The organism is Nocardiopsis potens DSM 45234, assembly GCF_000341105.1.
Lineage (GTDB): Bacteria > Actinomycetota > Actinomycetes > Streptosporangiales > Streptosporangiaceae > Nocardiopsis_A > Nocardiopsis_A potens.
Map to the genome: position 1 here is coordinate 31,116 of NZ_ANBB01000052.1, position 13,620 is coordinate 44,735.

Annotated in this window: 14 protein-coding genes; 5 read left to right on the top strand and 9 right to left on the bottom strand. The window is 74.1% G+C overall.

The genetic code is table 11. The features are described from left to right. Window positions 1-82 precede the first annotated feature (82 nt). Together D459_RS0121345 and purE are read left to right on the top strand one after the other, a co-directional pair. Window positions 83-1,240, top strand: coding sequence for a 5-(carboxyamino)imidazole ribonucleotide synthase (locus D459_RS0121345; protein ID WP_040710738.1), 1,158 nt, complete (start codon window positions 83-85; stop codon window positions 1,238-1,240). Then, the gene (gene purE / locus D459_RS0121350) at window positions 1,237-1,773 is read left to right on the top strand and encodes a 5-(carboxyamino)imidazole ribonucleotide mutase (RefSeq protein WP_017595043.1); all 537 of its coding nucleotides are present in this window, start codon (window positions 1,237-1,239) and stop codon (window positions 1,771-1,773) included. The genes D459_RS0121345 and purE overlap by 4 nt, the downstream gene beginning before the upstream one ends. 303 nt (window positions 1,774-2,076) lie before the next feature. Here the strand turns inward: purE and D459_RS0121355 are convergent, their stop codons facing one another. From D459_RS0121355 to D459_RS0121385, 7 genes are all read right to left on the bottom strand, one after another. Then, window positions 2,077-2,670, bottom strand: coding sequence for a type III secretion system chaperone family protein (locus D459_RS0121355; protein WP_017595044.1), 594 nt, complete (start codon window positions 2,668-2,670; stop codon window positions 2,077-2,079). 195 nt (window positions 2,671-2,865) lie between these two features. Next, the gene (locus D459_RS0121360; protein ID WP_017595045.1) at window positions 2,866-3,279 is read right to left on the bottom strand and encodes a CoA-binding protein; all 414 of its coding nucleotides are present in this window, start codon (window positions 3,277-3,279) and stop codon (window positions 2,866-2,868) included. 33 nt (window positions 3,280-3,312) lie between these two features. Next, complete coding sequence (gene sph / locus D459_RS0121365) at window positions 3,313-4,263, bottom strand: sphingomyelin phosphodiesterase (protein WP_241485091.1); 951 nt, start codon at window positions 4,261-4,263, stop codon at window positions 3,313-3,315. Window positions 4,264-4,419: 156 nt separating this feature from the next. Further along, entirely contained in the window at window positions 4,420-5,679 is a 1,260-nt protein-coding gene (locus tag D459_RS0121370) for a UDP-glucose dehydrogenase family protein (RefSeq protein WP_394296701.1), read from the bottom strand. A gap of 349 nt (window positions 5,680-6,028) precedes the next feature. After that, window positions 6,029-6,625 (bottom strand): hypothetical protein, encoded by a 597-nt coding sequence (locus D459_RS32340; protein ID WP_241485092.1) that lies wholly within the window; start codon window positions 6,623-6,625, stop codon window positions 6,029-6,031. Between the two features lie 95 nt (window positions 6,626-6,720). Continuing rightward, on the bottom strand, window positions 6,721-6,948 hold the full coding sequence (locus D459_RS0121380) for a hypothetical protein (RefSeq protein ID WP_017595048.1): 228 nt from the start codon (window positions 6,946-6,948) through the stop codon (window positions 6,721-6,723). Window positions 6,949-7,207: 259 nt separating this feature from the next. Then, window positions 7,208-8,740, bottom strand: coding sequence for an LCP family protein (locus D459_RS0121385; RefSeq protein WP_017595049.1), 1,533 nt, complete (start codon window positions 8,738-8,740; stop codon window positions 7,208-7,210). Window positions 8,741-8,964: 224 nt separating this feature from the next. On the opposite strand from D459_RS0121385, the gene D459_RS0121390 reads away from it, so the two are divergent. Continuing rightward, window positions 8,965-9,966, top strand: coding sequence for a glycosyltransferase family 2 protein (locus D459_RS0121390; protein WP_017595050.1), 1,002 nt, complete (start codon window positions 8,965-8,967; stop codon window positions 9,964-9,966). Between the two features lie 32 nt (window positions 9,967-9,998). On the opposite strand, the gene D459_RS0121395 is transcribed toward D459_RS0121390, so the two are convergent. Continuing rightward, window positions 9,999-10,772 carry a glycerophosphodiester phosphodiesterase gene (locus D459_RS0121395; protein WP_017595051.1) on the bottom strand — a complete coding sequence of 258 codons (774 nt, stop codon included), beginning with the start codon at window positions 10,770-10,772 and terminating at the stop codon, window positions 9,999-10,001. Beyond that, entirely contained in the window at window positions 10,772-11,506 is a 735-nt protein-coding gene (locus D459_RS0121400; protein ID WP_017595052.1) for an IspD/TarI family cytidylyltransferase, read from the bottom strand. The genes D459_RS0121395 and D459_RS0121400 overlap by 1 nt, the downstream gene beginning before the upstream one ends. 405 nt (window positions 11,507-11,911) lie before the next feature. Between D459_RS0121400 and D459_RS0121405 the strand changes: the two genes are divergently transcribed. Next, the gene (locus tag D459_RS0121405; protein ID WP_020380280.1) at window positions 11,912-12,739 is read left to right on the top strand and encodes an ABC transporter permease; all 828 of its coding nucleotides are present in this window, start codon (window positions 11,912-11,914) and stop codon (window positions 12,737-12,739) included. Beyond that, window positions 12,739-13,620 carry an ABC transporter ATP-binding protein gene (locus tag D459_RS0121410; RefSeq protein ID WP_017595054.1) on the top strand — a complete coding sequence of 294 codons (882 nt, stop codon included), beginning with the start codon at window positions 12,739-12,741 and terminating at the stop codon, window positions 13,618-13,620. The genes D459_RS0121405 and D459_RS0121410 overlap by 1 nt, the downstream gene beginning before the upstream one ends.

The window sequence follows — 13,620 nt, forward strand, 5'->3', positions numbered from 1 at the left end:
GACGGTGCCTCCGGGACGCGCTGCCCGGTCAGGTCGCCGGTGAGCAGAGCAGCCGACAGCAGAGTCGAGGCGTTGAAGCACAGTGAGTGAGCGAAACGGCAGCATCCCCCGGGTCGGCATGGTCGGCGGCGGGCAGCTCGCCCGGATGACGCACCAGGCCGGGATCGCGCTCGGCGTGGACTTCGCGGTCCTGGCCGGTTCGCCGGACGACAGCGCCGCGCGGGTCTGCGGCGACGTCCGGCTCGGCGACGACCGGGGCCTGGACGACCTGCTGGCCTTCGGCAAGTCCTGCGACGTGGTCACCTTCGACCACGAGCACGTGCCCGAGCCGGTGCTGCGCCGGCTGGAGGAGGCCGGCGTCGCGATCCGGCCGGGCCGGGACGCGCTCCGGTTCGCCCAGGACAAGCTCCGGATGCGGGTGCGCGCCACCGAGCTCGGCCTGCCCTGCCCGCGCTGGCGGGCGGTGGCCGAGACGGCGCACGTCGAGGCGTTCGCCGAGGAGGCGGGCTGGCCGGTGGTGCTCAAGGCGGCCCGCGGCGGCTACGACGGCAAGGGCGTGTGGGTGGCGGCGGACGCCGCCGAGGCCCGCGCCGTGGTGGAGCGGGCCGCGGCCGAGGAGGTCCCGCTGCTGGTCGAGGAGAAGGTGGCGTTCCGCCGCGAGCTGGCGGTGCAGGTGGCGCGCTCGCCCTACGGGCAGGTCGCCGCCTACCCGGTGGTGGAGACGGTGCAGCGGGACGGGATCTGCCACGAGGTGGTCGCTCCCGCCCCCGGCCTCGACCCGGACGAGGCGGTGCGCGCCCAGGAGCTGGCCATCGAGCTGGCGCACGCCCTGGGCGTGGTCGGCATGCTCGCGGTGGAGCTGTTCGACACCGGCGAGGGGGTGCTCATCAACGAGCTGGCGATGCGCCCGCACAACTCCGGCCACTGGACCATCGAGGGCGCCCGCACCTCCCAGTTCGAGCAGCACCTGCGCGCCGTCCTGGACCTGCCGCTGGGCTCGCCGCGGACCACCGCCCCGTTCACCGTGATGGCGAACCTGCTCGGCGGCGAGGACCCCGACGTCTACCGCCGCTACATCCACGTGATGGCCAAGGACCCCGGCCTCAAGGTGCACTTCTACGGCAAGCAGGTGCGCCCCGGCCGCAAGATCGGACACGTCACCGTCACCGGTGACGACCCTGAAGACCTGCTGGCCCGTGCCCGAGACGCGGCCGCCTACCTCAAGGGAGACCAGAAGTGACCGAGACCGCCCCCGCCGTCGGCATCGTGATGGGCAGCGACTCCGACTGGCCGGTCATGCGCGAGGCGGCCGCCGCCCTGGACGAGTTCGGCGTGGCCTACGAGGCCGATGTGGTCTCCGCGCACCGGATGCCGCACGAGATGATCGACTACGGGGCCCGGGCCGCCGAGCGCGGGCTGCAGGCGATCATCGCGGGCGCGGGCGGCGCCGCCCACCTGCCCGGCATGCTGGCCTCGGTCACCCCGCTGCCGGTGATCGGCGTCCCGGTGCCGCTCAAGCACCTGGACGGGATGGACTCGCTGCTGTCCATCGTGCAGATGCCCGCGGGGGTGCCGGTCGCCACGGTGGCCATCGGCGCGGCCCGCAACGCCGGCCTGCTCGCGGTGCGGATGCTCGGCGCCGCCGACCCGGAGCTGCGCGGGAAGATGGAGGCCTTCCAGGAGGAGCTCAAGCGCCTGGCCCAGGCCAAGGGCGAGCGGCTGCGCCGCCGGTCCGACGAGGGCGAGTCGGTCGGCTTCGGCGCGGCCCGCTAGCGGCCGGCGGAGCGGCCCGCCCGTTCCCGTTCCCGGGTGCTGGCGGGAGGCCGTCCGGCCGAGGCGGGGAGGGTTTCTCCGGCGTCCGGGCCCGCCCGTCGTCCTTCTCCGGCGCGGAGCGAGGGCGTCCGGCCGTTGCGGGGGCGGTGGGCGCGGGGCGCCGCCCCGGTCCGGGCTCCGGCGGGGAGGGGCTCTCCGGCGTCCGGGCCCGCCGGGTGGGCCCTGGAGGGGCGGAGCGGCGAGGGCTCGTCCGTGTCCGGATGGGGAGGGCGGGCGGCGGAGCGCCGGGGCGGCTCTGCGGGGTCAGGGGGTGGAGCCCCACTCCGTCCACACGTCGTCGGTGATGTGGCCGATCAGGGTGGTCAGCGCGTCCAGGCGGGAGAGGATGGCGCTGGGGGAGGCCTGGTCGCCGGTGCAGATCAGCCGGTCCCGGTCGAGGACCAGGTCGGTGATGCCGCCCTCGCGGATGTCCTCGCGGACCGCGTCGCCGAGCACGGCCAGCGCGTAGCGCCGGTCCCTGCTCTCCACGAACAGGTCGTGCGCGCCGCCCTCGCGGTCCTGCACGTAGGCGTAGGGCACGTGCCGGGGCAGCCCGACGGCGTAGACGACGAGCGGGGCGGCGCCGGGCGCCTCGTAGTCGAAGACCCGGAAGGGGCGGCCGGCGTGGAAGCCGGTCACCTCGTTGCGGACCCGGCCCAGCGGGCCCGGCGGCAGCGCGGTGCGCGGCCAGCCCTGGATGGCGTGCGGGGCCCGCTCGGCGAAGTGCCAGCCCTGCTCGCCGGCGAAGGCCCGGCGGGACTCCCGGCGGTCCCGGTGCTCGGCGGATTCGGCGGGCGCGGAGGCGGCCCGGTCCGGCGGCTCGCCGCGGGACGGGCGGGTGAATCTGGGAAGTCGCATGACCCTCCCGTACCCGGTGCGCCCTCCCGGAACCGCCCGGCCCGGGCCGCCGGAGAACCCTTTCCGCCCCCTCCGCCCCTCCTGCGATGATCCGGTGTTCCGGGCCCGCCGGAGCGCTCCGGCGGGCCCGGAACACCGGGACCGTCGCCCGGGGGCGGCGCTCAGGATCATCGCTCGGAGGCGGCGCCCAGGGCGCTAGCCGTGCAGCCGGGGCCACTCGATCGCGGGGCAGCGGTCCATCACCATGGTGCGCCCGGCCGCGCGGACCCGCCGGGCCGCCTCCTCGTCGACCACGCCCAGCTGGAACCAGACGGTGCCGACGTCCTCGCGGACCAGCGCCTCGTCGGCCACCGCGCCCGCCTCCGAGGAGCGGCGGAACACGTCGGCGACGTCGACCTTGAAGGGGATGTCGGCGAGCGAGGCGTAGCCCCGCTCGCCGTGCACGGTGGCGGCCGAGGGGTGCACCGGGACGATGCGCTTGCCCACCGACTGCAGGAACCGGGCCACGGCGTAGGCCGGCCGCTCCGGATTGTCGCCCAGGCCGACCACCGCCCAGACCCGGCTCTCCCGCAGTATCCGGCCCAGTTCCCCGTCGCTGATATCGCTCATGGCGCCATTGTCCGCCCCCGGGGGCGGCGCGGGTCAGCCCGCCCCGCCGTACACCGGGTAGTGGTCGCTGTAGTCGGTGTAGGTGTACTCCTTGCCCCAGGAGGTCACGGTCCAGGGCTCGCTGTGCACCTCCCGGGTCTCGTTGGTGTAGGAGGCCGGCGCGGCGCCGTTGGCGATCGGCAGCACGTGGTCGAGGGCCTCGCGGGCGGAGCCCGGGTACCGCTCGCCGGCGATGGAGTTGGTCTCCGGGTCGAAGGAGTACGGCGCCCCGGCGGCGTCCGGGCGCACCGCGCCCAGCTGCCCGATCATCGAGTCGTACTCGGCGGTGCCGCCGATGACGTTGAAGTCGCCGGCGACGTAGACCGGCTCGTCGTCGGGGATGTCCTTCTCCGCCAGCACGGTGGCGATCCGGTCCAGCTGCGACCAGCGCACGTCCACGTCCAGGTCGCCGGCGCAGCCGTCGTCGGCGGACTGCAGGTGGGTGCCGACCACGTGCAGCGGGCCGGACGGGGTGTCCAGCTCGACGTAGGCGAAGCCCTTGCCGGAGAACCAGTCGCCGCCGCAGGCGTCGGCGAAGATGTGCTGCTCGGCGCGGACGATGGGCCACCGGCTCAGCACGGCGACCCCGCCGTCCTCGGAGGTCCCGCCGCGGTAGCCGGTGGTGGCGTCCCAGCCGGACTTGGAGCGCCCCACCACCGGGGTGGCGTGCGGGTACTCCGCGGAGAGGTTGTCGATCAGCCGGTCGGAGGAGGAGTTGTCGAACGCCTCCTGCAGGACCACCACGTCCTGGCCGGAGACCAGCCCGTCCTCGGCGATGCTGTCGGCGCGCAGGTCCTGGCCCCAGTTGGGGTAGAGGTTCTTCGACATGAGGAAGACGTTGTAGGTGGCGATCGCCGGAGCGCCGTCGGCGGCGGCCGGAGGGGCGGCCGCCACCGACGCGGCTCCGAGCAGTGCGGCGAACATGAGCGGGATTCGCTTTCTCATGTCCGACAACCTGCCGGACCCGGGTCTCTCCCCGGTCACCGGGCGGTGGCCGTGCGGTGACGGAACGGTTCCGCTTCCTCCGCGCGCGCCCCGGCGGCTCCGGGAAACGGCGATGCCCGCGGCGGTGCGCGGGCATCGGGGGAGGGGAAGGGGAGGTCAGGGGCGGCCGAGGGCCCGGTAGGTCCAGCCGCGGGCGCGCCAGTGCTCCGGGTCGAGGACGTTGCGGCCGTCGACGATCTTCGGTTCGGCCACCACCTTGGCCAGCTCGTCCGGGTCGGCGTCGCGGAACTCGGCCCACTCGGTGAGCAGCAGCACCACGTCGGCGTCGCGCACCGCCTCCAGCATGGAGTGCGCGTAGTTCAGCTCGGGGTGCTCTCTCCGGGCCCGCTCCAGCGCCTCCGGGTCGTACACGGTGACCGTGGCGCCCAGCGAGGCGATGGTGGAGGCGACGTCCAGCGCGGGGGAGTCGCGGATGTCGTCGGAGTTGGGTTTGAACGCCGCGCCCAGCACGCCCACCGTGCGCCCGGCGAACCCGCCGCCGATCAGCCCGCGGGCGATGTCCACGGTGCGCGCCCGGCGGCGCTGGTTGATCGCGTCCACCTCGCGCAGGAAGGAGAGCGCGGGCTCCACGCCCAGCTCGTCGGCGCGGGCCATGAACGCGCGGATGTCCTTGGGCAGGCAGCCGCCGCCGAAGCCCAGGCCGGGGCCGAGGAACTTGCCGCCGATCCGGTCGTCGTGGGAGAGCGCCTCGGCGAGCCGCATCACGTCCGCCCCGGCGGCCTCGGAGACCTCGGCCATCGCGTTGATGAAGGAGATCTTGGTGGCCAGGAAGGCGTTGGCGGAGATCTTCACCAGCTCCGCCGTCTGCAGGTCGGTGACGAGGAACGGCACCCCGTCGGCGATCTGCTTGGCGGAGACCTCGCGCATCACCGCCTTCACCCGCTCGGAGTCGGTGCCGACCACGATCCGGTTGGGGTGCAGGGTGTCGGTCACGCCGAAGCCCTCGCGCAGGAACTCCGGGCTCCAGCCCAGCTCGACGGCGTCGCCGGCCGGGGCCAGCGCGCGCAGCCGGGCGGCCAGCACCGCGGCGGTGCCCACCGGGACGGTGGACTTGCCGATCACCACCGCCGGGCCGGTCAACCGGGGGCCCAGCTCCTCGATCGCGGCCTTGACGTAGGTCAGGTCGGCGGCGCCGGAGTCGTCCCGCTGCGGGGTGCCCACGCAGATGAAGTGGACGTCGGCGAAGGCCGCGGCCTCGTCGTAGTCGGTGGTGAACCGGAGCCGCCCCGAGGCCAGGTTGCGGGTGAGCACCTCTTCCAGGCCGGGTTCGTAGAAGGGCACGCGGCCGGCGGACAGCTCGGCGACCTTGACCGGGTCGATGTCGAGGCCGATCACCTCGAACCCCAGCTCCGCCATGCACGCGGCATGGGTGGCGCCGAGGTAGCCGGTGCCGATCACCGAGATCCTGCTGCGCGCTTCTGCGACCAATGCTCTGTCCTTCCTTACGGCCGGCCGGGGGGATGCTGCCCGGCGCTCCGCCCGGACGCCCTCGGGGGTGCGGGAGCGCCCTTCCCGGTCGCGGGCGGGCTGCGGTGCCCGGGACTCCGCCGACCCGGTGCTCCGCGGCGCGGGGTCGTTTCACAGAGACATTTCCGGTGAGGGGGTCCGGTCAACATCGCGGCGCCCCAAGGTTACCCCCGGGTCGTGCGGCGGACGCCGCGGGCCGGGCGGGGAGCCCGAATGTGGTGAACGGCTCCCCCGCTGATCAGCGCCGGAACTCCTGGGTCCGGGAGGCCTCCGGCTCCGCGGAGAGGCTCTCCCAGCCGCCCCCTCCGGGTCCGCGCCGGAACGGGGTGGTGGTCTTCTCAGGGTCGCCGGGGAGCGGCGCGGGACCGGGAGCGGGCTCGCCCGCGGGCGCCGGGACCGGCGGGGCGGGGGGAGGGGCGGAGGCGGCCGGGGCCGCGGCGCGCCGGCGCCACCGGGACGGCGACATCGCGGCGATGAAGAACAGGGTGCCGAGCAGCAGGCCGGCGGGGAGCGCCGGGCCCTCCGGGTGGACCAGCGCCCCCTCGGGCAGCCAGGACGGGATCGAGGCGGGGGCGACCAGCGGCCACACCCCGTAGCCCAGGAGCAGCACGCCCGCGCCGAGCGGGGCCAGCGGCGATATCCGGGCGCCGGCGGCGAACCCGCCCGCGGCGCCGAGCGCCATCAGCACGCCCAGCGGCACCGAGGCGGCCGAGGCGTCCACCTGGCCGGCGGATCCGGTGTGCTCGGCGAGGGCGACCGCCGCCCATCCGGCCCCGAACCAGGCCGCGGGGGCGAGGACCAGCCCGGCGAGGAGTCCGAGCACGTGGCGCAGCATGGCTTCCTCCGCTCGATCGACCCTTTCCTCCACGGTATCCAACCGCGTTCCCGGCGACCCTTAAGGGAGATCGGGGGAGTCGCGCCGGATCGGTGCTATAGCGCTTTTCGGGCCGCGCCGCCGAAAGCGCCCACCGCGGCGCCGAGCGCGAACATCGCCGCCTCGTCCTCGTTCATCCGCACGATTCCGGAGACGAGTTTGACGGCGTAGGGCCGGGGGGCGCCGCGGTCCACCTCGACTCCGTCGATGACGCCCTGGGCATGCAGCAGCTTCAAGGCCTCACCGACCTGCCGGGGCCGGTCTCCCTCGGATAGCAACGCCATACCGCCACCCTAGATTAGGATCGGCGGAACGGTCGGCCGTCGAGCGGGGGGCAACGGTGTGGTCGGCGTGCGTGCGCTGGATATGCGAAAGTTGTCGGCGCCCTAATCCGGAGAAATGGGACTACTGCACCTATTGCTTCAATCCGAAGCCGGGTTGACGGACAGGGCTTATCGGGCAGGGGGCCGGTCTCGGCGCCGCCGCGGTCCCGAGCCGCGTCGGAACCGCGGCGGCGCCGAGACCGACGGAGGAGGGCCGCCCTCAGCCGCAGACGTTCTCCGCGCCGCTCTTCGGCGCCGAGCCGCCGCCCGAGCCGCCGGGCGACGGGGCGGCCGGGGAGGCGCCCCCCTCCACCTCGCCCACCTCGGTGAAGTCGAAGCCCAGCACCACCTGGACCTCCTCGCCGGCGGTCGGGTCGGCCTCCAGCTCCGCCCCGGGCAGCGCGGAGGCCACCAGCTCGGCCTCGGCCTCGGCGTCCGGCGCGTGCCGGACCGTGGTGGTCTCCACATCGCGCGAACTCCAGTTCTGCGCCTGCCCGGGGACCGAGAAGCCCTGCGCGGCCAGCGCGTCGGCGGCCTCGTTCCCCAGCCCCGGGGTGCCGATGCCGTTGAAGACCTGGACCGTCACGTCCTGCGGCCGGGGCCCGCCGCCCCCGCCGGAACCGCCGCCCTCCCCGCCGCCCTCGGTGCCCTCCAGCGGCTCGTCGGCGGAGATCCGGGCGAACATCTCCGCTGCCGCCGGGCGGTCCCAGGTGACCGCGACGTCGCCGTGCGGCGTCCAGAACGCCGGGTCGTCCACCGGGACCTGGGTGAACGAGACGTCCTCCAGGCCGATGGAGCGGAGCTGCCCGCCCAGCCGGTTGATGGCCGCGGTGTCCAGCTCCCGGTCCACGGTGACGCTGCTCAGCGCGGTGTCCAGGAACGCCGAGAAGCGGGCCGGGTCGCTCAGCGTGTCGCTGCTCAGCGCCTTGTCCAGCAGCGCGGCCATCACCTGCTGCTGGCGGTCGATCCGGTCCAGGTCGCCCCCGCTGGTCTTGCGGGTGCGGGCGAAGGCGAGCGCCTCGCGCCCGTCCACCTGGTGGGTGCCGGCCGCCATGTCCAGCTGCGCCTTCTCGTCCTGGATCGGCTCGGGCAGGCACACCTCGATGCCGTCCAGCGCGTCCACCACGTCGACGAACCCGGAGAAGTCGATCTCCACGTAGTGGTCGATGCGCACGTCGGTGGCGGCCTCCACGGTCTGCACCGCCAGCTGCGGGCCGCCGTAGGCGTAGGCCGCGTTGATCTTGTTCTCGCCCTCGCCGGGGACGTCCACCCAGGAGTCCCGGGGGATGCCGACCACGGTCACGGCGTCCCGGGAGGCGTTCAGGTGGACCAGCATCATGGTGTCGGCGCGCTGCCCGTCCGCGCTGCCCACGCCCAGGTCGCTCTTTGCCGCCCCGTCCATGCCCTCCCGGGAGTCGGAGCCGATGACCAGGAAGTCCAGCGAGCCCTCGGGGCCGTTGTCGGGCCGGTCGCCCAGCGCGCCGAACACGTCGAACCGGTTGAGGTTGCCCGACATCCACCCGGTCAGCGCCCAGGCGGTGCCCGAGGCGAGCAGCACCAGCACCGACAGGGCGCCGGCCAGCAGCAGGGTCACCCGGCGGCGGCGCACCGCGGGGGCGGGGGTGAGCGGACGCCGCGGGCCGCCCCGGGCCGGGCCGCCCCGCTCCGGGGGCGTGGGCGAGGACCGCACCCTGCGGAACTCCGGCCCCCCGCTCCCGTCCCGCCCCTGCCCGTCTCCCCTGCGCTCGCCCACTGGGTGTCCTCCAGCCCCCGATGACGGCCCCCCGGCTGCCGCTCCCAGGTTGTCATTGAATCCACCGATGGGTCGGCCATGTCGCCCCCGGCGTGTTGTCCCGGGTGTGACGCGCAGGGGCCCGTCCCGGTTCTTCCCGCGCTTGGCGGGACCCTCCCCGCGGTTGCAGTACCGTTACACCGTCCACCCGTATGGAACGACCCCGGAGAACCAAGGGGACCCCTGTGAGCTGGCCCGCCGTATCCGTCGTCATGCCCGTACTGAACGAGGAGCGCCACCTCGAGGCCGCCGTGCGGCACGTGCTCGCCCAGGAGTACCCGGGCGACATGGAGGTGGTGCTCGGCGTGGGCCCCTCCGAGGACCGCACCCGGGAGGTCGCCGACGCGCTGGCCGCGGCCGACCCGCGGGTGGTCGTGGTGGACAACCCCACCGGCCGCACCCCCGCCGGGCTCAACGCGGCGATCGGGGCCTCCTCGCACGAGATCGTGGCCCGCATCGACGGCCACGCGATGATGCCCTCCGACTACCTGCGGGTGGCGGTGGAGACGCTGGAGGAGACCGGCGCGGACAACGTGGGCGGCATCATGGCCGCCGAGGGCGAGACCCCCTGGGAGAAGGCGGTCGCCGCCGCGATGACCTCCAAGGTCGGGGTCGGCAACGCGCGCTTCCACACCGGCGGCGAGGGCGGCCCGGCCGACACCGTCTACCTCGGCGTGTTCCGCCGCTCGGCGCTGGACCGGGTCGGCGGCTACGACGAGGCGTTCCTCCGCGCCCAGGACTGGGAGATGAACCACCGGATCCGGGAGACCGGCGGGACGGTCTGGTTCCAGCCGCGGATGCGGGTCTCCTACCGGCCCCGGCCGACCCCGGCCAAGCTGGCCAAGCAGTACTTCCACTACGGGCGCTGGCGGCGCGTGGTGGCGCGTCAGCACAAGGGCACCATCAACCTGCGCTACCTGGCGCCGCCGGCCGCCGTCGCGGGCATCGCGGCCGGCCTGGTCGGCGGGTTCTTCTTCTGGCCGGCCTGGCTGGTCCCGGGCGGCTACGCCGCTGCGGTCCTGGCCGCCTCGGTCCCGCTCGGCTCCGGGCTGCCCGCCAAGGGGCGGCTGTCGGTCCCGGTGGCCCTGGCCACCATGCACATGGCCTGGGGGGTGGGCTTCATCACCAGCCCGCCGAGCCTGGGCGCGGACTCGCGCACCGCCCGCGCCCAGCGCGAGAACGCCTGAGGCGCCCCGCCCTCGGGGTGGGGGAGAGCGGGTCACTCCGCGGCGGGCGGCGCGCCCTCCTTGAGTGCGGCGACCACGCCCGGGACGTCGTCGACCACGACCGCGTCCACCCCGGCCTCGGCGAACCGGGCGGCGTCCACCGGGTCCGGGCACCAGGAGACCACCTCCAGGCCGGCCCGGTGCGCGGTGTCCACGGTGTACCCGACGCCGCGCCGGCCCGGCCGGGGCGCGTCCCCGGTCAGCCCGAAGGAGCGCGCGTCGATCGCCACGATCGCGCAGCCCAGCCCGGCCGCCCCGGCCACCGCCTGGTCCAGCGGGTTGCGCACGAACGGCATCCACGCGGTCGGCACCCCGGGGGCGTCCCGGTGCACCCGGAGCAGGACCGCCGGGTCGAAGGAGCAGACGAACAGCCTGCGGTGCGCGGCCTCCCGGCGCAGCACCGGGGCGAGCAGCGCCCCGGTCCGCCGCTCCGGCGGGTCGGCCGCGTCCTCCATCACCGTCTTGACGTCGACGTCCAGCCCGACCTCCGGGGGGAGCGCGGCCAGCGCGTCGTCCAGCGCGACCAGCCCGGCCTCGCGGCACTGCGCGGCGGTGAGGTCCACCACCGCCCGCCCGTCGCCCAGCGCCGCGTCGTGGTGGAGCACCAGGACGTCGTCGGAGGTGCGGCGCACGTCGATCTCGATCCAGGAGGCGCCCGCCTCGACCGCGGCCAGGTAGGAGGCGACCGTGTTCTCCCGCAGCCCGCCGGCCGACCCCCGGCCGGCGCCGCGGTGCCCGATGACCTCGGTGGGGGTGAAGACCGCCATCAGCCGTCCCTTCCGGTTCCCGCGTCCCGGCGGAGCAGGGCCTCGGCGACCTCGACGTCCCCCGGGTGGGTGATCTTGATGTTGGACTCGGTGCCGGCCACGATCCGCACCGGTTCGCCGGGCAGGTAGCGCAGCACCACCCCGCAGTCGTCGGTGGCGACCAGCTCCGGGTCGGCCAGGGCCAGTTCGTAGGCGCGCCGCAGCACCCCCAGCCGGAAGCCCTGCGGGGTCTGCATCCGGCGCAGCTCGGAGCGGGGCGGGACCTCGGCGATCACCTCGGTGCCGCCCGGGGCCGCCGCCACCCGCACCACGGTGTCGGAGGAGGGCACCCCGACGCCGACCGCGCCCGCCCCGGCCAGTGCCTCCACCACCGCGCCGATGGTCGCCCGGGCCACCAGCGGGCGCACCGCGTCGTGGATGAGCAGCAGGTCTCCGTCGCCGCGGGCGGCCACCGCGCGCAGCGCCGCGGTGGAGCTCTCGGTCCGGGTGGCGCCGCCGGGCAGCACCGCCGAGACCTTGGCGGCCCCGGAGCCCTTCACGATCCGCTCCACCTCGGACAGGTGCTCGGGGACCATGAACACCACGATCTCGTCCACCTCGGGGGCGGCCTCGAACGCCGCGATCGAGTGCTCGATGATCGGCCGCCCGGCCAGGGGCAGCAGCTGCTTGGGGAGGGGCCCGCCCATCCGGGCGCCCACGCCGCCCGCGAGGATCGCGGCGGTCACGTGCGGCATCGCGCACCTCGCTTCCGTCTCACCGAAAAAATATTGGCTTCCGGGCGGTCCGTCGATCACGGGCGGAAGGAGGCGGGAGGGGACGGGAGGGAGAGAAGTGCGGACCGCGCGGGGAGGAACCGTCCGCCGCGCCGGTACTCTTGTGACGCCTGAACGGATGGCCGCTCCGTCGATGTGACAGGATCGGCCACCGAACCCGGGGCGGGCGCCCGCTTCGCGCGCCGCCGCGCCGCCGCCCCGGAGATCCGACCCCTGAACCGCACGGCCTCCCGGGCCACAGTCCCGGGCCGGGCCGCGGCCGCCCCGCGCGGTACCCGCGGTTCACCCCGGCCGGCCCCGCGTCCCCCAAGCCCATGTCGCGCCCGGCCCCGCAAGTGTCGAACCTGCACACACGAGGAGGTGGCGGTGGCGTCAAGGGCGCTGTCCGTCTGGCAGAACCGGCAGGTCGTGGGCCTCCTGGTCAAGCGAGACCTGAAGGTCAAATACCAGAAGTCGATTCTGGGCTACGCGTGGTCGATGCTGGAGCCGCTGGCCATGGCCGGCGTCTACTTCTTCGTGTTCGGCCTGATCTTCAACACCAACCGGGGGGTCCCGGGCGGGGACGACGCCCCCGGCGGCTACCTGCTCTTCCTCATCTCCGGCCTGCTGCCCTGGCTCTGGTTCAGCACCGCGCTGAACGAGGCGCCCAAGGCGCTGATCTCCCAGGCCAAGCTGATCACCACGATGAAGGTCCCGCGGGAGATCTTCCCGATCGCCGTGGTCACCCGCGGGTTCGTCGACTACCTGTTCACCTGGCCGGTGCTGCTGCTCTTCGTGTTCGCGCTGAGCGGCCGGACCCACCTGATGGGCCTGCTGGTCTGGCTGCCGCTGGCGCTGCTGGTGCAGTACGCCTTCACCCTCGGCGTGACCTTCCTGCTCGCCTCGGTGAACGTGCTGGTCCGCGACGTCGAGCGGGTGGTCCGTATCCTGAACCGGGTGCTGTTCTACGCCTCGGCCATCATCATCCCGTCCGGAATGGTGCTGGACTCCGATTCGTTCCCGCAGTGGTTCAAGGTCCTCTACGAGCTCAACCCCCTGCTCGGCATCTTCAAGATGCACCACGCGGTCTGGTACCCGGCAGACGCCCCGAACGCGTTCATCCTGGGCACCTCGATCGGAGGGGCGATCATCGCCCTCGCCGTCGGATACTGGACGTTCCGGCGGTTGGAGACGTCCGTCCTGAAGGAGCTGTGATGGCGGAACCGGTCATCGAGGCCGAGAACCTCGGCATTCGGTTCGCGGTGAACCGCAGGCGCAAGCGGAGCCTGCGCGAGATGTTCATCCACGGGACCAAGCGCGACCCCAACCCCACCGGCAAGGACTTCTGGCCGCTGCGCAACGTCTCCTTCTCGGTGGGGCAGGGCGAGTGCGTCGGGATCGTCGGCAAGAACGGCACAGGCAAGTCCACCCTGCTCAAGATGATCGCCGGGGTGCTCATCCCGGACGAGGGCAGGGTCACCGTGCGCGGCAAGGTGGCCCCGCTGCTGGAGCTGCGGGCCGGCTTCAACGACCAGCTCACCGGCCGGGAGAACGTGCACCTGGTCGGCTCGCTGCACGGCATGCCCCCGGAGACGATCGAGGAGAAGTTCGGCGAGATCGTCGAGTTCGCCAACCTCCGCGAGGGCTACATCGACATGCCGGTGCGGCACTACTCCAGCGGGATGAAGGTGCGGCTCGGCTTCGCCCTCATCTCCCAGCTGCAGCACCCGGTGATGCTGGTGGACGAGGTGCTCGCCGTCGGCGACAAGGCCTTCCGGAAGAAGTGCTACGAGGCCATCGGGCGGATGCTGGAGAACAACCGCACCATGGTGCTGGTCTCGCACAACGAGGGCGACCTCAAGCGCTTCTGCGACCGCGGCCTCTACATCAAGGACGGCGCGCTGGCCCTGGACGCCGACATCGAGACCTCGCTGCAGGCCTACAACGACGACACCAAGGCCGAGGCCGAGGCGGCGAAGAAGCGGGCCGCCAAGAGGAAGGCCGCCGAGGAGAAGAAGGCGGCCGAGCAGCAGCAGGCCGCGGAGCAGGAGAAGCCGGCCGACGGCGGCGAGCAGGGCGGCGGCCAGGCCGCCTGA

Coding starts and splice junctions, on each gene's coding strand:
- D459_RS0121360 (WP_017595045.1), bottom strand. CDS start 3,279: ATGAGCGATATCAGCGACGGGGAACTGGGCCGGATACTGCGGGAGAGC.
- sph (WP_241485091.1), bottom strand. CDS start 4,263: ATGAGAAAGCGAATCCCGCTCATGTTCGCCGCACTGCTCGGAGCCGCG.
- D459_RS0121400 (WP_017595052.1), bottom strand. CDS start 11,506: ATGCCGCACGTGACCGCCGCGATCCTCGCGGGCGGCGTGGGCGCCCGG.
- D459_RS0121410 (WP_017595054.1), top strand. CDS start 12,739: ATGGCGGAACCGGTCATCGAGGCCGAGAACCTCGGCATTCGGTTCGCG.
- D459_RS0121355 (WP_017595044.1), bottom strand. CDS start 2,670: ATGCGACTTCCCAGATTCACCCGCCCGTCCCGCGGCGAGCCGCCGGAC.
- D459_RS32340 (WP_241485092.1), bottom strand. CDS start 6,625: ATGCTGCGCCACGTGCTCGGACTCCTCGCCGGGCTGGTCCTCGCCCCC.
- D459_RS0121380 (WP_017595048.1), bottom strand. CDS start 6,948: ATGGCGTTGCTATCCGAGGGAGACCGGCCCCGGCAGGTCGGTGAGGCC.
- D459_RS0121395 (WP_017595051.1), bottom strand. CDS start 10,772: ATGGCGGTCTTCACCCCCACCGAGGTCATCGGGCACCGCGGCGCCGGC.
- D459_RS0121370 (WP_394296701.1), bottom strand. CDS start 5,679: ATGGCGGAGCTGGGGTTCGAGGTGATCGGCCTCGACATCGACCCGGTC.